The 19,322-nt window shown below is 74.0% G+C and carries 12 protein-coding genes and 1 pseudogene; 5 read left to right on the plus strand and 8 right to left on the minus strand.

Annotated features, from left to right (window positions below):
* Window positions 1-339 precede the first annotated feature (339 nt).
* Entirely contained in the window at window positions 340-609 is a 270-nt protein-coding gene (locus ACH4UM_RS31990; protein WP_398186959.1) for a hypothetical protein, read from the minus strand.
* A 448-nt stretch (window positions 610-1,057) separates the two neighbouring features.
* Window positions 1,058-4,432 (minus strand): pyruvate carboxylase, encoded by a 3,375-nt coding sequence (locus ACH4UM_RS31995; RefSeq protein WP_398186962.1) that lies wholly within the window; start codon window positions 4,430-4,432, stop codon window positions 1,058-1,060.
* 248 nt (window positions 4,433-4,680) lie between these two features.
* Between ACH4UM_RS31995 and ACH4UM_RS32000 the strand changes: the two genes are divergently transcribed.
* Entirely contained in the window at window positions 4,681-5,472 is a 792-nt protein-coding gene (locus tag ACH4UM_RS32000; protein ID WP_398186965.1) for a polysaccharide deacetylase family protein, read from the plus strand.
* Between the two features lie 33 nt (window positions 5,473-5,505).
* On the opposite strand, the gene ACH4UM_RS32005 is transcribed toward ACH4UM_RS32000, so the two are convergent.
* The 4 genes from ACH4UM_RS32005 to ACH4UM_RS32020 all read right to left on the minus strand — a co-directional run bounded on the left by ACH4UM_RS32005 (window position 5,506) and on the right by ACH4UM_RS32020 (window position 12,582).
* Window positions 5,506-6,756, minus strand: coding sequence for a SpoIIE family protein phosphatase (locus tag ACH4UM_RS32005; RefSeq protein WP_398186966.1), 1,251 nt, complete (start codon window positions 6,754-6,756; stop codon window positions 5,506-5,508).
* Window positions 6,757-7,297: 541 nt separating this feature from the next.
* Window positions 7,298-7,723 (minus strand): hypothetical protein, encoded by a 426-nt coding sequence (locus tag ACH4UM_RS32010; RefSeq protein ID WP_398186969.1) that lies wholly within the window; start codon window positions 7,721-7,723, stop codon window positions 7,298-7,300.
* Between the two features lie 65 nt (window positions 7,724-7,788).
* The gene (locus tag ACH4UM_RS32015; RefSeq protein ID WP_398186971.1) at window positions 7,789-9,201 is read right to left on the minus strand and encodes an FAD-binding oxidoreductase; all 1,413 of its coding nucleotides are present in this window, start codon (window positions 9,199-9,201) and stop codon (window positions 7,789-7,791) included.
* A gap of 66 nt (window positions 9,202-9,267) precedes the next feature.
* Window positions 9,268-12,582 (minus strand): AfsR/SARP family transcriptional regulator, encoded by a 3,315-nt coding sequence (locus tag ACH4UM_RS32020; protein ID WP_398186974.1) that lies wholly within the window; start codon window positions 12,580-12,582, stop codon window positions 9,268-9,270.
* A gap of 219 nt (window positions 12,583-12,801) precedes the next feature.
* Here ACH4UM_RS32020 and ACH4UM_RS32025 point away from each other — a divergent pair, with 219 nt between their 5' ends.
* The gene (locus ACH4UM_RS32025; protein WP_398186977.1) at window positions 12,802-13,284 is read left to right on the plus strand and encodes a copper-binding protein; all 483 of its coding nucleotides are present in this window, start codon (window positions 12,802-12,804) and stop codon (window positions 13,282-13,284) included.
* 118 nt (window positions 13,285-13,402) lie between these two features.
* Here ACH4UM_RS32025 and ACH4UM_RS32030 read toward each other — a convergent pair whose 3' ends face one another.
* Window positions 13,403-13,792 (minus strand): TraR/DksA family transcriptional regulator, encoded by a 390-nt coding sequence (locus tag ACH4UM_RS32030; protein WP_398186979.1) that lies wholly within the window; start codon window positions 13,790-13,792, stop codon window positions 13,403-13,405.
* A gap of 527 nt (window positions 13,793-14,319) precedes the next feature.
* Here ACH4UM_RS32030 and ACH4UM_RS32035 point away from each other — a divergent pair.
* From ACH4UM_RS32035 to ACH4UM_RS32045, 3 genes and pseudogenes are all read left to right on the plus strand, one after another.
* A pseudogene (locus ACH4UM_RS32035) lies at window positions 14,320-14,614 on the plus strand (phosphotransferase); the annotation flags it as partial.
* 306 nt (window positions 14,615-14,920) lie between these two features.
* Complete coding sequence (locus tag ACH4UM_RS32040) at window positions 14,921-17,803, plus strand: ATP-binding protein (protein WP_398186981.1); 2,883 nt, start codon at window positions 14,921-14,923, stop codon at window positions 17,801-17,803.
* Window positions 17,800-18,339, plus strand: a complete 540-nt coding sequence (locus ACH4UM_RS32045; protein ID WP_398186984.1) for a GNAT family N-acetyltransferase — start codon at window positions 17,800-17,802, stop codon at window positions 18,337-18,339. Before ACH4UM_RS32040 ends, ACH4UM_RS32045 begins: the two co-directional genes overlap by 4 nt.
* Here the strand turns inward: ACH4UM_RS32045 and ACH4UM_RS32050 are convergent.
* On the minus strand, window positions 18,284-19,276 hold the full coding sequence (locus tag ACH4UM_RS32050; RefSeq protein ID WP_398186986.1) for an endonuclease/exonuclease/phosphatase family protein: 993 nt from the start codon (window positions 19,274-19,276) through the stop codon (window positions 18,284-18,286). The two genes, ACH4UM_RS32045 and ACH4UM_RS32050, sit on opposite strands and share 56 nt — an antisense overlap.
* Window positions 19,277-19,322: the final 46 nt, after the last annotated feature.

A 19,322-nucleotide genomic window follows, 5' to 3' on the forward strand; every position in this document is an offset into this window, starting at 1 on the left:
CGGGCGGGTAGCGGCCGTGTGCGGTGACGGCTCAGCCTCCGGCCGATCGGACGCTGGTCACAGGCGGCACGCCGGGCCGGCGGGTCACCCGGGCCGTCCCGCAGCGTTCCGCCCCGTCCGGGCCCCTGGCTGCGCGGCGGCGGAACCGGTGACGCCGGGGCGGCCGGTGGGAGGATCACGCCGCCGATGCCCGCGGGCACGGATCCGCGGCCCGCTCCGGTGCGTCCGCCGGCAGGCGGCGACGCCCGGCGCGGTCCGGCTCCGCAGTCGGCGGTCCGCCCGGCTCCACGGCCGGTGGGCGCCCGGGAAGCGACCGAGGGACGGCGTCCACCACACCGGTCAGGGTGGAGTGTCGCCGCGCCAGTCGTAGCGGCGGCCGTCACGCGGCCGGGGCTCGTAGAGAGCGCGGCCGCCCGGGCCGTAGCGGCCCATCTCCGTCACCAGCGACACCTGCTCCCCCAGCGCGTCGTCCGCCCAGCCGGTGACGTCCAGCAGCAGCCCGTCCAGTGGACCGCCGACCAGCTGCGCGTAGGTACGGTCGGGCCGGGGGCCGGCGTCGTCGTGATCGGCCCCGTAGACCCGGCCGTGCATGAACTCCTGCTCATCCATGACGTTCAGGTTCGCAGTCACCACTGACAATCGCGGTTGCGGGCAGCGGGTGCCGACGGTCCGCCGTGTCCGGGGTCCTGAAGGCCGTCGGTCCGGGCGCGAGTTGGCGGGCGTCAGGCGCGCACGCCGCCCGGTACCGGCCTGTCGACGGGGGCCAGCCGCCCGGTACCGGCACCCACCCGGGCGTCGTCCGCGTCCGTGACCGCCTTCAGGAGCAGCCTCGCGACTGGTGGCCGGGGACCCGACCCGGCACAGCACAACCCGGCACGGCCCAGCACGGCACAACCCGGCACAACCCGGCACGACCCGGCACGGCCGGGGCCCTTGCTCAGTCCCCTGACGGCCGCGGCCCCGCGACCCGGACCGCCATATCGTTGCGCCCCGCCCCTGTGTGTCCTCGCCCGAGTCGCCGATGCCGCCGGCGGCATCGGTATCCGCTCCAGGCCGCTCAGACCACCTCGACGAGGAGGTCGCCGCCTTCCACCTGCTGGATGCGGTTGATCGCGAGCCTGGTCACCCGGCCCGCCTTCGGGGCGGTGATGGCTGCCTCCATCTTCATGGCCTCGATGGTGGCCACGGTCGCGCCCACCTCCACCTCGTCGCCCTCGGCGACCGCGAGCGTCACCACACCGGCGAACGGCGCCGCCACGTGTCCGGGGTTGGTGCGGTCGGCCTTCTCGGTCACCGGGATGTCGGAGGCCGCCGCGGCGTCGCGCACCTGGATGGGGCGCAGCTGGCCGTTCAGGGAGGACATCACGGTGCGCATGCCGCGCTCGTCCGCCTCTCCGACGGCCTGCAGCTCGATGAGCAGCCGTACGCCGGGTTCGAGGTCGACCGCGTACTCCTTGGCGGGACGCAGCCCGTAGAAGAAGTCCTTGCTGTCCAGCACGCTGGTGTCGCCGTAGGCCTGGCGGTGGGTCTCGAACTCACGCGTCGGACCGGGGAACAGCAGCCGGTTGAGGGTCGAGCGGCGGGACTTCTCCAGGCCGTCCCGGTCCTCGGCGGTCAGCTCGCGCACGGGCTTGGCCTCCGCGCGGCCCTTGAGGGCCTTGGTGCGGAACGGCTCGGGCCAACCGCCCGGCGGGGTGCCCAGCTCGCCGCGCAGGAAGCCGATGACCGAGTCGGGGATGTCGAACCGGTCCGGCGTCGACTCGAAGTCCTCCGGCGCCACTCCGGCGCCCACCAGGTGCAGGGCCAGGTCGCCGACCACCTTGGACGACGGGGTGACCTTGACCAGGCGGCCCAGGATGCGGTCGGCGGCGGCGTACATCGCCTCGATGTCCTCGAAACGGTCGCCGAGGCCCAGCGCGACCGCCTGGGTGCGCAGGTTGGACAGCTGACCGCCGGGGATCTCGTGGTGGTACACACGGCCGGTCGGGGAGGCCAGGCCGGCCTCGAAGGGCGCGTAGACCCTGCGCACGCTCTCCCAGTACGGCTCCAGGTCACCGACCGCCTGGAGGTCCAGGCCGGTGGGACGGTCGGAGTGGTCGGTGGCGGCGACGAGCGCCGACAGCGACGGCTGCGAGGTGGTGCCGGCCATCGAGGCGACCGCGCCGTCCACCGCGTCGGCACCGGACTGGATCGCGGCCAGGTAGGTGGCGAGCTGGCCGCCCGCGGTGTCGTGGGTGTGCAGGTGCACCGGGAGGTCGAACTCACGGCGCAGTGCCGAGACGAGTGTGGCCGCGGCCGGGGCGCGCAGCAGTCCGGCCATGTCCTTGACCGCCAGGACGTGCGCTCCGGCCGCCACGATCTGCTCGGCCAGGCGGAGGTAGTAGTCCAGGGTGTACAGGCGCTCGGAGGGGTCGGAGAGGTCCGCGGTGTAGCACAGGGCGACCTCGGCGACCGCCGTTCCGGTCTCCCGTACGGCCTCGATGGCCGGACGCATCTGGTCGACGTCGTTGAGCGCGTCGAAGATGCGGAAGATGTCGATGCCGGTGGCCGCTGCCTCCTGGACGAAGGCGTCGGTCACCTCGGTCGGGTACGGCGTGTAGCCCACCGTGTTGCGGCCGCGCAGCAGCATCTGCAGGCAGATGTTGGGCACCGCCTCGCGCAGGGCGGCCAGGCGCTCCCAGGGGTCCTCGGCGAGGAAGCGCAGGGCGACGTCGTAGGTGGCGCCGCCCCAGCACTCCAGGGACAGCAGCTGCGGAAGGGTCCGCGCCACCGTGGGAGCCACCGCGAGCAGATCCTTGGTGCGCACGCGGGTGGCGAGCAGGGACTGGTGGGCGTCGCGGAAGGTGGTGTCGGTGACGCCGATGGTCGGCGACTCGCGCAGCCACCGGGCGAAGCCCTCCGGGCCGAGGTCGACCAGTCGCTGCCGGGAGCCGGCGGGCGGCTCACCGGCGGGCAGCGGCGGCAGCTTGGTGACCGGCTCGATCAGCTCCGGGCGCTCGCCGTGCGGCTTGTTCACCGTGACGTCGGCGAGGTAGGTGAGCAGCTTGGTGCCGCGGTCGGCGGAGGTACGCGCGGTGAGCAGGTGGGGCCGCTGTTCGATGAACGACGTCGTGACCCGCCCGGCCTGGAAGTCGGGGTCGTCCAGGACCGCCTGCAGGAACGGGATGTTGGTGGCGACACCGCGGATGCGGAACTCGGCCACCGCACGGCGGGCCCGGCCGATCGCGGCCCTGAAGTCCCGGCCCCGGCAGGTGAGCTTGACGAGCATCGAGTCGAAGTGCGCGCTGATCTCCGTACCGGCGTGCGTGGTTCCGCCGTCCAGGCGGATGCCCGAGCCGCCCGGCGAACGGTAGGCGCTGATCCGCCCGGTGTCCGGGCGGAAGCCGTTGGCCGGGTCCTCGGTGGTGATACGGCACTGGAGGGCGGCGCCGCGCAGGGTGACCGTCTCCTGGGAGAGACCGAGGTCCGCCAGCGTCTCGCCGGCGGCGATGCGCAACTGGGCCTGCACCAGGTCGACGTCGGTGACCTCCTCGGTCACCGTGTGCTCGACCTGGATGCGCGGGTTCATCTCGATGAAGACGTGGTTGCCGTCGCGATCGAGGAGGAACTCCACGGTGCCCGCGTTGCGGTAGCCGATCTCGCGCGCGAATCGCACCGCGTCGGCGCAGATCCGCTCCCGCAGCGCCGGGTCGAGGTTGGGCGCGGGGGCCAGCTCGATCACCTTCTGGTGACGGCGCTGCACCGAACAGTCGCGCTCGAAGAGATGGATGACGTTGCCCTGCCCGTCGGCGAGGATCTGCACCTCGATGTGGCGCGGATCGACGACGGCCTTCTCCAGGAAGACGGTCGGGTCACCGAAGGCGGACGCCGCCTCTCGGGACGCCGCCTCGATGGACTCGCGCAGCGCGGCCGGGTCCTCGACCCGGCGCATGCCGCGCCCGCCGCCGCCCGCGACCGCCTTGACGAAGACGGGAAAGCCGATGTCGTCGGCGGCGCGGACGAGTTCGTCGAGATCGGTGGAGGGTGCCGAGGAACCGAGCACCGGCACGCCGGCCGCCCTGGCGGCCGCCACGGCGCGGGCCTTGTTGCCCGTCAGCTCGAGCGTGTCGGCGTCCGGTCCGACGAAGGTGATGCCCGCCTGCGCGCAGGCGCGGGCCAGTTCCGGGTTCTCCGACAGGAATCCGTAGCCCGGGTAGACGGCGTCCGCTCCGGCGCGGCGCGCGGCGCGGACGATCTCCTCGACGGAGAGGTAGGCGCGCACCGGGTGCCCAGGTTCGCCGATCTCGTAGGCCTCGTCGGCCTTGAGCCGGTGCAGCGAGTTGCGGTCCTCGTGGGGGAAGACAGCGACGGTTCGCGCGCCCAGTTCATATCCGGCGCGGAACGCGCGAATCGCAATCTCGCCGCGGTTGGCGACCAGTACCTTGCGGAACATCCTGGATCCCTTCGGCCTGCCGGTGACGAGGACCATGGTGTCGGCGACATCCCTTTCACGCCATGTGAGCCGGGCCACTCACACCCAGGTATCGCCCGGGCGGGCCAGATGCAGGCGGCCGGCCGACGGTCCGTCTGTCGCCAACTACCCCCGGAATCGTCCGTGATCTGTAACGAACGGATCCCCCGGCGGCTCTTCTCCGTCCTGACCAGTGCACGGTGCGGCGAAGAGAACAGGACGGGGCGGACATGGTGCGGCGTGGCGGACGAGGGTGGCACGGCCGGGTACTCGCGGCGGCGGTTGGGGTGACGGCGGTGGCCGCGGCCACCTCGGTGTGGACCGCACAGGCCGATCCCGCCGGCGGCAGGGAGGCCGGAGCGAGCGTCTCGGCGCATCCCGGCGCCCCCGGGTCCGGGCCCCGGAAGGCGGCGGGGGCGGTGTCGGTGGACATCGCCCATGCCTCGGACCGCGGTGCCCGGGGCGTCAACATCACCATCGACGACGGACCGGACCCCGTGTGGACGCCCCAGGTGCTGAAGGTGCTCAAGGACTACGGCGTGAAGGCCACGTTCTGCATGGTCGGCACGCAGGCCCAGGCGCACCCCGACCTGGTGAAGGCGGTCGTGGCGGCCGGGCACCGGCTGTGCGACCACACGGTCTCGCACGACACCGCGATGGACACCAAGTCCCAGGGGTACCAGTCCCAGCAGATCCTGGACGCCGAACGCATGATCACCCAGGCGTCCGGAGGTGTGGAGCCGGTGTACTACCGTGCCCCGGGCGGCGCCTTCACCCCTTACAGCCGCCGGCTCGCGGCGTCCCACGGGATGCGGCCGCTGGGCTGGAACGTCGACTCCAAGGACTTCGAGCGTCCCGGCACCGGCGCCATCGTCGCCACCGTCAGGAGGGAGATCGCGAACGGCCCGACCGTCCTCTTCCACGACGCGGGCGGAGACCGCTCCCAGACCGTGGCCGCCCTGCGCGAAGTGCTGCCCTGGCTGAAGCAGCAGGGGTACTCCTTCGGCTTCCCCGTGCGCTGAACCCGCGCTGCCGGCCCGGCCGGTGAGACGGCGTCAGAGCCGCGCGACGACCAGGGCGATGTCGTCGCGGCTTCCGCTGGCGACGCCGAGGCGTGCCAGCAGGCTGTCGGCGAAGTGCTCGGTGCCGAGCCGGGCGCAGGCGCCGGCGGCCTCCTTCAGCCGGTTCAGGCCGACGTCGATGTCCTCGCCCCGGCGTTCGATCAGGCCGTCGGTGTAGAGCACCAGGGTGTCGCCCCGTTTGTAGTGGATGCTGGCCTGGGGACGCGGAACGTGCTGCGGGCGTGCGCCCAGTGGCGGATCGGTGGCCTTGTCCAGCAGCTCGACACTCCCGTCGGGGTGGGCGAGGACGGGTGGGGGATGGCCCGCACTGCTGTAGGTGATCAGGCAGCTGCGTGTGTCGACCATCGCCTTCACCGCGGTGGTGCCGAGGGCCCCCTCGACGGACCGTGCGTACAGGCCGAGGACCTCCAGTGCCTGGGCGGGGCGTTCCTGGGCGCGGATGGCGGCGGACAGGGCGCTGCGGAGCATGCCCATGACGGCCGCGGCCTGCAGTCCGTGGCCGATGACGTCGCCGACGGCCAGGGCCAGCCGGTCCGGTGGGATGTCCACGACGTCGTACCAGTCGCCGCAGACGTTCAGCGAGCCGATGGCGGGCAGGTAGCGCACCACCACGTCGTGCGGGTGGTGGGCCAGGTCGGGGGCGTGCAGCATGGCTTCCTGCAGGGTGACGGCGACCTCCCGTTCACGGGCGTGGGCCTGCCGCAGTTCCTCGTTGAGGCGCTGCAGCTCCCGCGCCCGCGCGTACAGCTCGGCCTCGAGCGCCTCGGTGGCCTCGAGGCGGTTGCCCAGCCAGGCGCCCGGGTGGTCGGCCTGATGGGCCTTGATGTACGCGGTGACGTCCTCCACCCGGTGGATGATCCAGGCCACCTGTCCGTCGGTGCCGAGTACCGGAGTGTTCACCGGGGACCACCAGCGTTCCTCGAAGACACCGGGCCGGCCGGACACGGGAATGTCGTACTTCTGCAGTGCCATCGTGTCCGGCCGGCACGTGGCCAGCACCCGGTGCAGGGAGGTGCTCAGGTTGCGCACACCGTCCGCGTCCGGGTCGGCGGGGTTGTCGGGAAACGCCTCGAAGACGTGCTGACCGACCAGCTCGTCGTGGGTCCGCCGGGTCACCTCCAGATAGGCGTCGTTGACGTCCACGATCACCAGGTCGGGTCCCAGGACCAGGTAGGGGCTGGGAGTGGCCGCGAATAGCGCCGCGTGATTGACCTGGGATGTCATCGTCGTACCGTCCCGCCGTTGTCGCCCGCTCAGCCCAATCTAGAATCCGCCGGCGCACGCCGCCTCCCCCGTGCGCCCGATCAGGTTCATCCGCTCCGCCCGAAGGGGCCGCCCGGCCGGCCCGGCAGCTCGGGCGGGGCCGCCGCGGCCCGCGTCTCCTGACGCGCCCCGGCCAGGGCGCCACGAGTCCCGCCCACCCCTGTCACGGATCTCGACCGCCCGCCCCGTCACGGATCCTGACCACGGATACGGCCGGGCCGCCGTCCTGGCGCACCCGTGTCGAGGCCGATCGGAACGACTCAATCACTCAGGTGCGTCTCCGGGACGGAAAAGTCATGCGCCACTCCCTCTCGCGCCGCGGCGCCGCCGCCGTCGCCCTGCGGCGTCCTGGACACCGCCCGGCCCGGCTGGGGCAGCAGGCCCGCACGATGGCGGTGCCGAGGGGGAGGCGCACCGGGACCGCAGGAGGAGCGCGACGAGGACGACGCCCCAACCGGCCGCTGCTCAGCGGCCGGTTGGGGCGTCTGTTCTTGCCGTCGGGTCAGATCCGCCCGCCGGTGAGCCGGGTCAGGGGACCCTGCGTACGGCGGCCCGCCCGGCGGCCCACCGTGTACGACGCGGCGCTCAACGCGGCGAGACCGCCGCCCAGCCCGGCGGCGACGAGCTTGCGGCGGGCGACGACCGTCCACGCGGTCCGGGCCGTGGCCGCGACATGGCCGGAGGCCGTGACGATCGCCTGCCGGCCCGCCTCCACGCCCTTCGCCGCGTTGTGCGCGACACCGCTCGCCTTCCCGGCGGCGCGCCCGGCGGCCGAGGTGGCCGCCGACGCGGCGTCGTCCGCCTTGTCCGCGGCCCCTGCCGCGGCTCGCGAGGCCGGAGCGGTCGCCTTGTCCGCGGTCCGCCGCGCCTTCGCGGTCGTCCGCCGGGATTCGGCCTTCTGATGCGTGCTGCCGTTCGGTTCACTCATGCACTCCGCCTTGCCCCTCGGGACCGCGGCAAACTTCGCCGGTGTCCCGAGGGGCTGAGTAGGTGTCATTTCTGCGCGGAGGGCCGGATGTTCTGGTTGAGGCGGAACATGTTCGTGGGATCGTAGGCGTCCTTGACCCGCACCAGCCGTTCGTGGACCGCGTCCGGATACGAGGCGCGGACCTTGTCCTCGGCGGCGTCGCCGGTGAAGTTGACGTACATGGTGCCGCGGCCGTGCCGGGAGATCTCCTGACGGGCGCCGCGGGCCCACGCGACATGGGCGTCGAAGTCGGTCGCGTCGGGAGAGCGGGCGATCACGTTGCACAGCACGCCCGCCTCCCGCTGGCTGAACGCGGTGGCGTCGGCGGGCACACGCGCGAAGGCACCGCCCAGTTGGTGCAGATGCAGTTCGCTGAAGGGGGTGGGGGTCGCCGCATGGTGCCGCAGCACCGCGTCGATCGCCGCGTCGGACGGCTCGATGAACGCCGAGGTGAAGTAGTTGTGGGCGCCGGCGGTCCACAGCGGGTCGAGCAGGGACTGCATGCCGAGGTACGGCATGGGGCCCATCAGGTCGGCGATCGGGGTGCCCAGCGTGCGCAGCGGTGCGACGGCCGCCTCCCCGGCCTCCGGAGCGCCCGCGTACATGCCGGCCAGCACCACGACGCGGGTGCCGTGGACCTCCTGGGGCAGGAAGGGCAACGGAGGCGCGGTGGTGAGGACGACCATGGTCGTCAGCTCGTCGGGCATGTCCCGGGTCAGTTCCCGCCAGCGGGTGATCACCTGGCGGGCCTGCTCCTGGGGGTAGAAGATCAGTCCGGCCAGAACCTGCGGCCCGACCGGGTGCAGCTGGTACTCCAGCGACGTGACGACACCGAAGTTGCCGCCGCCGCCCCGCAGGGCCCAGAACAGCTCGGGGTGCTCGCTCTCGTCGGCGCGCACCACGCGGCCGTCGGCCGTGACGACCTCGGCCGCCGTCAGGTTGTCGGAGGCCAGGCCGTAGCGGCGCAGGAGCCAGCCCACGCCGCCGCCGAGGGTGAACCCGGCGATTCCCGTGGAGGAGACCAGGCCGCCGGTCACGGCCAGGCCGAACGCCTGGGTCTCGTGGTCGAGGTCGGACCAGGTCAGGCCGGCCTGGGCGACCGCCCTGCGCCGTACGGGATCGACGTAGGCGCCCTTCATGGCCGACAGATCGATCACGATGCCACCCTCGCAGGTCGAGAACCCGGCGATGCTGTGGGCACCACCGCGTACCGCGACGAGCAGGTCCTGGCTGCGGGCGAACTCCACGGCGCGGATCACGTCCGCGGTCCCGGCGCAGCGCACGACGAGCGCCGGGTGCTTGTCGTGGGCCGCGTTCCAGACCGCGCGGGCCTGGTCGTAGGAGGCGTCGCCCGGGCGGACGACGGTGCCGCGCAGGTCTGCCTCCAGCTCAGCTACGGTGGCGTCCCCCAGGACGCCCTTCGCCGTGTCGATCGACATGATCGGCTCCTTGGTAGGGGTGCTCCAGCTCTGACGTTCACGACCGTAGGCGGGGCCTCTTAGCACTCACTCAGCAGTCGCTTTGCGCGCCCGCGTCATGCGCCGCAGGACGGCCGGACCGCGGGTGTCGCCCAGACGCGCGAAGAGGTCCGCAGCCCGGGTGGCGCATGCCCCGGCGGCGTCGCGGTCGCCGGCCTGCCACGCCAGTTGCGACTGCATGAGTGCGACCCAGCCGGCGGCGCAGGGCGAACCGGCGACCTGCTCCAGCCGCTGGGCGCGGTTCAGCAGGGCGCGTGCCCGTCTCCCGTCGCCCGCGGCCCGGGCCACGAGACCGAGATGGAGCAGGCTGTTGACGGTGCCGGGGATGTCGTCGGTCTCCTCGAAGCCCGCGAGGACGCGGGCGACGGTGGCCCGCGCGCCCTCGGTGTCCCCGGCGGCCAGGCGGAGCAGGCCGAGACAGCCGAGGGTGATGCCCTCCTCCCGGCGGTCGCCGAGCCGGCGCCTGATCGCCAGGGCTGCCTCGAGGTACTCCCGCGCCGCGTCGTGCTCGCCCCGGGTCCGGCACACGTTGCCGAGGGCGTTGAGGGCCAGGGACTCCCCGTACGGGTCGGCGAGCGTACGGAAGCAGTCGGCACTGCGCTCGGCCGCCTCCGCGGCGCCGCCGGTGTCACCCTCCACCCGGCTCGCCCAGGCGAGGTTGGCCAGGACGTAGCCACGTGCCCGGGCCGCGCCCACCGTCCTGCCGACGAGCACCGTCTCCTCGAAGAACAGCGACACCTCCGGGTCCGCCGAATCCCCCTCCTCGACCGCGTATCCCGGTGTCATGACCGGGAAGAACGGGTGGGCTCCCTCCCCCACCTCGTCGAGCAGCCGCAGACTCTCCGCGCAGGCCTCCCGGGCCGCGGCGCCCTCGCCGCGGCACACGGCCCCGACGCCCTCGTGGTACGCGACGGCGGCGAGGACGGAGGGCGCGCCCGCTTCCCGGGCGAGGGCGCGGGCCCGGTCCAGGGCCGTGCGGGCGCGGTCCCACGTGCCGCGCATCCAGAGCAGGACGGCCTGCTGGTAGCAGGCGTACGCGAGTGCCGCCGGGTCCGGCCGCCGCCGGTGGATGTCCACGATCTGGGCGCCGATGTCCTCCAGCGGAGACGCGTCGCCCAGGCGGATCGCGAGCACGCCCTGCCCCATCAGCGCGGTCGCACGCTGCGGGGTCGGGTCCGGCGCGGCGGCCAGGGTGTCGTCGAGCCAGCGCCGCCCCTCGGCGAGGTGCCCGCGTTCGGACCAGAAGAACCGCAGGGCGGCCGCCAGGCGCAGCGCGCTGTCCGGGTCGGTGCGCAGGTACGACCCGAGGGCGGCGCGCAGATTGCCGTAGTCGGCCTCCAGCTCCAGCGACGTCGGCCCGCAGATGCCGGTGGGCGGCTCGTGGTCCCGTGCCTCGGCCAGTTCCAGGTAGAAACGCCGGTGCCGGGCCTCGACGGCGGCTCGTTCCCCGGCGGCGCGCAGGCGTTCCGCCGCGTACTGCCGGACCGGCTCCAGCAGCCGGTAGCGGGCCTCTTCCTGCCGGGGCTCCGGTGGCTCCACCCAGACCAGGGACTTGTCGGCCAGCCGGCCGAGGAGGTCCAGGACCGGAGCGCGGGCGGTGGCGTCCGTGCACACTTCCTCGGCCGCGGCCAGCGAGAAGCCGCCCGCGAACACGGCGAGGCGGCGGAAGAGACGCCGTTCCTCGTCGTCGAGCAGCCGGTGGCTCCACTCCAGGGTCGCCAGCAGTGTCTCCTGGCGGGTCGCGCCGCGCCGGCTGCCCCGGCCGAGGAGGGCGAGGGCGTCGTCGAGGCGTTCGGCGATCTGGCGCGGGGCGAGCATGTGCACCCGGGCCGCCGCGAGTTCCAGCGCCAGGGGCATGCCGTCGAGCCGGAAGCAGATCTGTGCGACGGCCGCCGCGTTGTCCTCGGTCAGCCGGAACTGCGGCGCGGCGTCGGCGGCCCGTTCCGTGAACAGCCGTACCGACGCGAACCGGCCCAGGTCTTCAAGGGGCGGCAGCCGCCGGGGGTCCGGCAGCGCCAGGGACGGCACCCGGAAGGTCCGTTCCCCATAGCTGCGCAGTGGCTCCCGGCTGGTCGCGAGTACGGCGACGCCCGGACAGCGGGCCATGATGTCCCGGACGAGGGCGGCGCACGCGTCGACCAGGTGCTCGCAGTTGTCCAGCACCAGCAGCAGTTTCCGGCCGCCGAGCTGTCCGACCAGCGCCTGGCGGGCCGCGCCCGACGGCGGGAGCTGCAGTCCCAGGACGGCGGCGACCGCGTCCGGGACCAGGTGCGGTTCGGTCAGCGCGGCGAGGTCCACGAACCAGACCCCGTCGCGGAAGGCGTCGACCCGCCGGGCCGCCACGGCGAGCGCGAGCCGGGTCTTGCCGCAGCCGCCGGCCCCGGTGAGGGTGAGCAGCCTGCTGCGCAGGAGCAGTTTCTCCACCTCTTCCGTCTCGCGCTCCCGGCCGATCAGTGCGGTCGCCGGCGCCGGCAGGTTGTGCCGTGGGGCGTCCCGCCGCCGCTGTCTCGTGTTGCCAGTGTCGCGTGCGTAGCTCGCGTCACTTGGGCCACTGGGACCGCTCGTGTCCCTCGGGCCGCCCGCATCGCCCGTGTCGACCGAGCCGGCCAGCAGTGCGCGGTAGAGGCGGCGCGTCTGCGGGTCGGGGTCGGTGCCGGCGTCCCGGCGCAGTGACTCCCGCAGGCGCTCATAGGCGGCGAGCGCGTCCCGGCGCCGCCCGGAGCCGGCCAGGGTCCGCATCAGCGCGCGATGGCCCGGCTCGTGCAGGGGATCCTGCACGATCAGGTCCTCCAGCACTTCGATCGCCTCGGCCGTGCGGTGATCGCGCTCGAGCGACTCGGCCAGTCCCAGCCTGAGGGTGGCGCGCCGAAGCTCCAGGGCCGCGGCCGCCTCGCGCACCCACGGCTCGTACGTGTCCTCGGGCAGCAGGCCGGGCCCGGCCAGGGCGAGCGCGGCGCGGTAGGCCGAGGGGGCGCCGTCGTGCCGGGTGTCCCGGACCGCGTCGTCGAAGTCGTCGACGTCGATGCGCACACCGCCCTCGGGGCCGAGCACGACCATGTCGTCGCGCAGGACCACCACGTCACCGGGCGCCCCCGTCGCGGACAGGGCATGCCGGGCAGCGTGCAGCACCTGGTGCAGGTTGTTCGACGCGGCCGTCCGGTCGAGTTCCGGCCACAGCAGGTCGTAGAGCCGCTCCCGGTGCATCCGGTGGCCCGGGGCCAGGCAGAGCAGCTTCAGCAGGCTCCGCGCCTTGCGCAGCCGCCACGCCCCGGCGGCGACCGGACGGTCCCCGACCGCCACAGCGAAACCGCCGAGGAGCCGGATACGTACCTCATCGGCCATGGCTGCCTCTTGAGCAGGCTACCGCCTGAAGCGGGCCGGGGCCCGGGAACCGGGCGGCCACCCCAATCCATTGGCCGCCCGGGGCCGTATCCGTTTGCGAGGCGATACGGAGCGGACGGCGCGAAGCAGGCGGGAGACCAGGACCATGGGCCGACCTGGACCGAGGGCCGACCGGGGAAGTGGGCCAGGCGGTGGCCCGGGCAGTGAGGAGGAGTCGCCATGGCGGGAAGGTTCAGTGGGGGCAGGGCTGCGGCCGGCGTGTGCGCGGTGGGGCTGGCCGCGCTGCTCGCGGCGTGCGGGAACTCGGGGTCGGGCGGGGGGAGCGCGGGGACGTCAGCCTCCACTCCCTCACAGGGCGGCCAGGCGACGTCCACGACCGTGACGGTGGACATGACCGAGTACAAGCTGGCCCTGTCGTCGAAGACGTTCCAGGCCGGTGACTACACCTTCGTCGCCAAGAACGACGGGCACACCCTGCACTCGCTGGAGATCGAGGGCCCGGGCGGCGACGCACGGCTGCCCCACGGCCTCCAGCCGGGCCAGTCCGCCTCGCTCAAGGTCACGTTGAAGAACGGCTCCTACGAGCTGTACTGCCCCGTGGACGGACACAAGGACCTCGGGATGAAGACGAACATCACCGTCGGCGGCAGTGGCGGGGGCAGCGCCCCGACCGGGACCTCCTCCTCGGGCGGCGGCTACTAGGGTCGGGCCGGGCCCACCGGGCGGGGACGCCCTCGCCAAGGCACGCGCGGGCGTCCCTCCTCGGCCGGCCGCAGCAGGCCTGCCTGCCCCGGCAGGCCGCAGCAGGCCCCGGCGGGCCTCAGCGGGGCGCCGCCCCGGCGCACCGTACGCAGGTGGTCGCCGCGGGGCGGACTTCCAGGCGCTCGCGCGGGATCGGCTCGCCGCACACCGTGCACCGTCCGTAGTCGCCGCCTTCCAGCCGCTCCAGTGCCCGGTCCAGCTCGGCCAGGTGCTCACGCGTCCGCGCCAGCAGGGCTGCGACATGGGCCCGCTCGAAGGCGGTGCTGGACCCCTCCGGATCGTGCTCGTCGTCGATCGCCACCAGGGCGTTCGCCTCGACGATCCCGTCGAACTCGCGGCTGAGCGCGGCGATCTGCGCGAGCGTGCCCGCACGGTCGCCGACCAGCAGCTCGCGCACCGCCTCACGCTCGCCGGAGGTCGGACTTCGGTCACCGGACTGATCACCCATACCGATGTCAACGCCGGCACCCCCTCTCCGGCTTCCGCCAGGGCCTGCCCCGGAGGACCTCCGCGGAGCACGCGGAGCACGCGGAGGAAGCGGAGGGCGCGGAGCACGCGGAGGAAGCGGAGGGCGCGGAGGGCGCGAAGGAATACGTAGTCCGTTGCGTGTTCCGCCGAGGCCCGCCTCGCGCACCACCGGCTACGTTCGGTGAGTCGGACACAGGCGGGGGCGACGGGACCGAGTGAGAGCCAACACCGGTGGAAGCAGGGCCCGTTGGGTGACGCTCCTGCTGGCGGGGAGTCTGCTGGCCGGCTGTACGGAAGGTGCGGGCGGTTCGTGCTCGCGAGCAAGTCCCGGTACAGCCGGCTGCCGGGCGCCGGCGGCAAGGGCACCGTGCAGGTGACGGCCGCGGCCATCGTGCACGCCTCCGTGCTCGGCTCCGACGAACAGCTGAGCACGACCCTGGAGGAGGCGCTGCGCTGCCCGGACCAGCAGCCACGCGACGACGAGCGGATCACGGGCCGCTCGGCCTGGTACCGCTGCTCGACGCCGATGCGGACGCGGAATCGCCGTGGCTGGCCACGGCCTTCGTGTCCGGCCCCCCCGCTCGCCGAGGCCGTCGAGGAGTGCGGCCCGCTGCCGCACGGCCCGGTCCGTTTCCTGGGCGCCCGCCTCGCCGAGGCGCCGGGCGCGGTGCACCGGGCGGGACTGGTGCACCGGGACGTCAAGCCCGGCAACGTCCTGCTCGCGCTCGACGGACCACGCGTGATCGACTTCGGCATCGCCCGGGCGCCGGAGGACACCGCGCTCGTGCCCAGCGGCATGGTGGGCTCCGCGAAACCGACTACCGGGGCATCACCAAGAGGCTGCACTGCACGGCCTCCAGCACCCGATACAACATGGACGCGCTCAATCTCTTCCAGGCGTCCGGGGGGCGCTTTCGCTGTCTGGGCCAGTACCGGCAGGTGACGTAATCCCGGCACGTGCCCTACGCCTGCCGGGGTCCCTATTTCGTACGCGTCCGGGCGTCTTCCGACACCCCTCGGGCACCGGTGTGTCAGTGCCCGACCTTAGGGTGGGCGATGGGGACGGAGATCGACGGGGCGGGCGGGGACGCCGGTGGGGGACGCGAGCGTGGCACAACTGGTGGGCAGATCCACGGAACTGGAACGGCTCGACGCAGTGCTCGCGGGCCTGGGGCGACCGACGGCGCCCGCGGTCGTCGACATCGCAGGCGAACCCGGCATCGGCAAGAGCCGGTTGCTCGGCGAGGTGTGCGCACGGGCCCTGCAATCCGGGTTCACGGTGCTGCGCGGCCGGGCCACGGAGTACGAACAGCACGTTCCCTTCCAGGCGTTCACCGACGCTCTCGCCGATGCGGTCCCGGACGCGTGCGGCGGCCCTCCCTCGCCCGCCGAAGCGGCGGCGGTGCTGCACGGCATGCTGCACACTCCGGGCGGCGCGTCTGAGGCGGACACGGGTGCCGCCGCCCGCTTCGGGCTGCCTCGGGCGATCCGCGCGTTCCTCACCCGCATGGGCGAGCAGGGCCTGGTGCTGGCCCTGGACGACCTGCACTGGGCGGATCCCGCCAGCCGGGAACTCGTGGACCACCTGGTCCGGCACCCTCTGCGCGGGCGGGTCCTCCTGGCCGTGGCAAGGCGGTCCCGGCAGACCCCCACGTCCCTGACCGCGGCGCTCACGCGCGGCGCCGACAGCGGCGCGGTGCTGCACCTCCCGCTGGCGCCGCTCCCCGAGCCGGAGTCGATACGGGTGCTGGCCGCCGACGTCCCCCGGGAGCAGGCGAAGCGGCTCTACGCAGCGAGCGAGGGCAACCCCCTTTATCTGCTCTCGCTGGTGCACGCGTACCGCGGCGGCGAGCCGCTGGGCGGCAACACCTCTCGTCCGGGCGCCACCGGTGCCGTCGGCGTGCCCGCGGGGCTGGCCGCGCTGCTGCTCGACGAGCTGACCACACTGACCGAGCCGCAGCGCCGCGTCGTGGAGGCGGTGGCGGCCCTCGGCGACCACGCCACGACCGCCATGCTGGCGGTGACGACCGGACTCCCGGTCCACGACGTCGAGGAACAGACCGGCGCCCTGGGGGTGCGCGATCTGCTGCGCCCCGGACCGGGCGGCCGGTGGACACTGCGCCATCCACTGGTACGGGCGCTGGTCTACGAGAACACCTCCACCGCGCGACGCGCCGAGGTCCATCGCCTCGCCGCACGCGAACTCGCCCGCAGCGGCGCCCCGGCCACCGAGCGGGCGCACCACGTCGAACGGTCGCTGACCGGATGGGATCCGCGGGCCGCCGCCGTCCTGATCGAGGCCGCCGCACAGTTCGCCTCGACCGCGCCGGCCACCGCCGCCCACCTGCTGGACGTCGTCCTCACCCGGATGCCGGACACGCCAGACCACGCGCGGCGGCGCGGCGAACTGCTCCTGGCGCGGGCCCGCGCGCTCGGCGTCGGCGGGAGCCTCCGGGAAAGCCGCAACCTGCTGCACACGCTGATCGGCTGGTCGGGCAAGGACCACCCCGACCTGCGCACGGAGGCCGTCGCGCAGTGCGCGGTGATGGAACGGCACCTCGGCCACTCCCCCGAGGCCACCGCACTGCTGCGCCGGGAGTTGTCCAGGTCTCCGGGCCCGTCCCCCGGCCAGGCTGTCTCCCTCAGGCTCGCGCTGGGCATGTCTGCCCTGGTCACCGGGTCCTATCCCCAGGTACGGTCGGAGGTCGCCCAGGCGCTCGCCGTCGCGCGCCGTGACGCCGGCCCCACGGGCGAGGCGGCGGCGCTGGCACTGGCGGCCCTGGGGGAGGCGTACGAGGGCGAGACGGAGGCGGCCGCCCGGTTCGCCGGCGACGCCCGCCGGCTCGCGGACGCGCTGACCGACCCCGACCTCATGGATCAGTGCGAGTCACTGGTCTGGCTGGCCTGGGCGGAGGCGCTGCTGGAGCGCCACGGCGACGCCGAACGGCACGGCGCCCGGGGCCTGGACATCGCCCGCCGCAGCGGACAGCTCCACGTCCTGCCGCACCTGCTCACGAGCAGGGCCTTCGTCCTGCTGAACACCTGCCGCCTGCCCGCCGCGCTGGAAGCGGCCGAGGAGGCGGAGTCCCTCGCCCGGGTCACGGGCAGCGACGACCTCCTGGCGTTCACCCTCGCCATCAAGACGCTGGTGCTGCTGGTGGCCCGGCCCCTCGGGGACGCCGGCGCCCTGGCCACCGGCGAGGAGGCCGTCGCGGCGACCAGCGGCAGCAAGGGCTGGTGGTCGGCTCTGGCCTGGTGCATGCTCGGCCACGCCGCGTACGTGAGCGGTGATCCGCACCGTGCCCGGGAGGCCATCACGACCGCGGGCGGCGGACGCGAACTGCCCCTGCTGCAGCCGTCGATCCGCCCGGGCCAGCTCGACACCCTCGCCAACGTCGCCCTCGCCACCGGTGACGTCGACCAGGCCGCACGCTGGGCCGCACAGGCGGCGCGCGAGGCAAGGCGGCTGGGCCTCGGCGGTCAGCGTGCGGCAGCCCTGCGGGCCGAGGCGGCGCTGGCCGAGCACCGCGGCGACACGGGAAAAGCCGTACGCCTGCTGGACTCGGCCGCACAGGAACACGCCCGTGGCGGCCAGACCCTGTGGGAGGCGTACTCGCTGCTGCGGGCCACTCCCCTGGCACAGTGCGCCGGGCAGGGGCCGCGCGCCGCCGCGATGTGGCACCGCGCCCACCGGCTCGCCCTCGACGGCGGCGCGCGGCTGCTGGTGGACCTGGCCGAGTTGCTCCGGCCGCAGCCGATGGGAGGGACGCCGTCGCTTCCGCCGGAGCTGGCGGAACTGTCGGCACGCGAACTCGAAGTGGCGGGGCTGGTGGCACAGGGCCTGAGCAACCAGGACATCGCCACCCGGCTCCACCTCAGCCGTCGCACCGTGGAGACGCACCTGTGCGCGATCTACCGCAAGACGTCGGTGCCGTCCCGTTCGGCCCTGGCCGGACTCATGACACGCCTCGGAAGGGGAGCCAGGCCGTGAGTGTTCGGCGAGAGGTGCGCGTCGTGCGCCGGGTGATCGGAGCGGGCGCGCCCGGGGGCCCGCGGAGCTCCGAGGACTCCCCGGTGTCCCGGGAGGAAGAACTGGCCCGGTTGCTGGCCGCCTACCACCTGCGGACGCAGGCGGAGAAGGGTGAGCCCGTGGCCGACGTGGCGGAGCTCCCCGCGCGCTACCGGGCAGAGGTCCTGGACCCGCGGACGGCGTTCGCCGGCGACCGTGTCCTGATGGCCCTGTGCGGGGGCACGGCAGCGGGGTGCCTGGTGCTGACCGCCCCGGCCGGTGGACGCTGTGAGCTCAAACGGCTGTGGACCGACCCGGAGTTCCGGGGCCGGGGAGTCGCCTCCGCCCTGGTGGGCGCGGCACTGGCCGAGGCCGCGGACAGCGGCGCCGGTTCGGTGCGGCTGTCGGTGTGGGGTTGGCGGACGGACGCCCTCGCGCTGTACGGGCGACTCGGCTTCGCCGTCACCGAGTCGTGGGACGAGCGGGACCAACTGGTGTGCATGGAGCGCTCGCTGTGAGCCTCAGCTCGGCCACCAGGGGCCGGTGGTCGGAGATGGCCGTCCGCGGCGCGCGCACCGCGGCGACGGCGGCCGCGCCGATCCCCGACGTCAGGACATGGTCGAACTGTACGACCGGGCGGTGCGCCGGGTAGGTCGGTGTCCGGGCCAGGTCCCGCCAGCCGGCACCGGGTCGCCGCCGCCCGGGCGCGTGCGGCCAGGACTGCACCAGATCGGCCGTGTTGAGCACGGCCGCCGGCAGCGCGCCGATCAGATTGAAGTCCCCCAGCAGCACGTGCGGGCCCGGCAGGTCGCCGATCCAGCGCCGTACGGTGAGCAGTTGGCGGATGTTCCAGCCCGGGGCGAAGGAGAGATGCACCGCCACCACCGTGAACGGACCGGCCGGGCCTTCCAGTACGGCGGCCAGCGCCGCGCGCGGCTGGTCCCGCACCGTCGTCAGGCCGGGCCGTCCGGCGACCCGCAGCGGAAGGCCGCAGGGCGCCGGAGCGAGCCGCCGGGCCCGCCAGAGGCGCACCGGAAGCCGGGACAGCAGGGCCACGCCGTGGGACGGGGTGCCGTCCCCGAGGGCGCGGTGCCGCGGCCCGTACACCCGCAGTCCCGGTCCGGCTCGCTCCACCACCCAGTCCTGGCCCGGCAGGGGGCGGCCGTGCAGCGCCGACGCGTAGCGCCAGTCCCGTGCGTCCATCGCCTCGGCGGCGACGGCCGCCTGATCGAGCAGCCCCGAGCGTTCCTGGAGCCGGTCCACCTCCTGCAACGCCAGCACGTCGGCGTCCAGGGATGCGACCGCTTCGGCCAGGGGCACCCGGACGCCGCCGGCGGCCGCGAACGGCGGCCGGCCGTCCTGCCCGAGCAGCCGGCCGTGCAGCACGTTGAACGTCGCGCACCGCACCCACCCGGCGGGAACGGCGCGGCGGCGAGCGGTAGGAAGGCCGGTCATGAGCCGGACGGTACGCCCGTCCACCCACTCCCGTCCTGCCGCCGAC

Origin of the sequence: Streptomyces sp. NPDC020801 (assembly GCF_044334385.1) — a bacterium.
In the GTDB taxonomy this organism is placed as follows: Bacteria; Actinomycetota; Actinomycetes; order Streptomycetales; family Streptomycetaceae; genus Streptomyces.

Bases quoted from the DNA above. Each gene is read 5' to 3' on its own strand.
- ACH4UM_RS32030 (WP_398186979.1), bottom strand. From the start codon at position 13,792: ATGGGTGATCAGTCCGGTGACCGAAGTCCGACCTCCGGCGAGCGTGAG.
- ACH4UM_RS32000 (WP_398186965.1), top strand. From the start codon at position 4,681: ATGGTGCGGCGTGGCGGACGAGGGTGGCACGGCCGGGTACTCGCGGCG.
- ACH4UM_RS32015 (WP_398186971.1), bottom strand. From the start codon at position 9,201: ATGTCGATCGACACGGCGAAGGGCGTCCTGGGGGACGCCACCGTAGCT.
- ACH4UM_RS32010 (WP_398186969.1), bottom strand. From the start codon at position 7,723: ATGAGTGAACCGAACGGCAGCACGCATCAGAAGGCCGAATCCCGGCGG.
- ACH4UM_RS32005 (WP_398186966.1), bottom strand. From the start codon at position 6,756: ATGACATCCCAGGTCAATCACGCGGCGCTATTCGCGGCCACTCCCAGC.
- ACH4UM_RS31990 (WP_398186959.1), bottom strand. From the start codon at position 609: ATGGATGAGCAGGAGTTCATGCACGGCCGGGTCTACGGGGCCGATCAC.
- ACH4UM_RS31995 (WP_398186962.1), bottom strand. From the start codon at position 4,432: ATGTTCCGCAAGGTACTGGTCGCCAACCGCGGCGAGATTGCGATTCGC.
- ACH4UM_RS32050 (WP_398186986.1), bottom strand. From the start codon at position 19,276: ATGACCGGCCTTCCTACCGCTCGCCGCCGCGCCGTTCCCGCCGGGTGG.
- ACH4UM_RS32020 (WP_398186974.1), bottom strand. From the start codon at position 12,582: ATGGCCGATGAGGTACGTATCCGGCTCCTCGGCGGTTTCGCTGTGGCG.
- ACH4UM_RS32025 (WP_398186977.1), top strand. From the start codon at position 12,802: ATGGCGGGAAGGTTCAGTGGGGGCAGGGCTGCGGCCGGCGTGTGCGCG.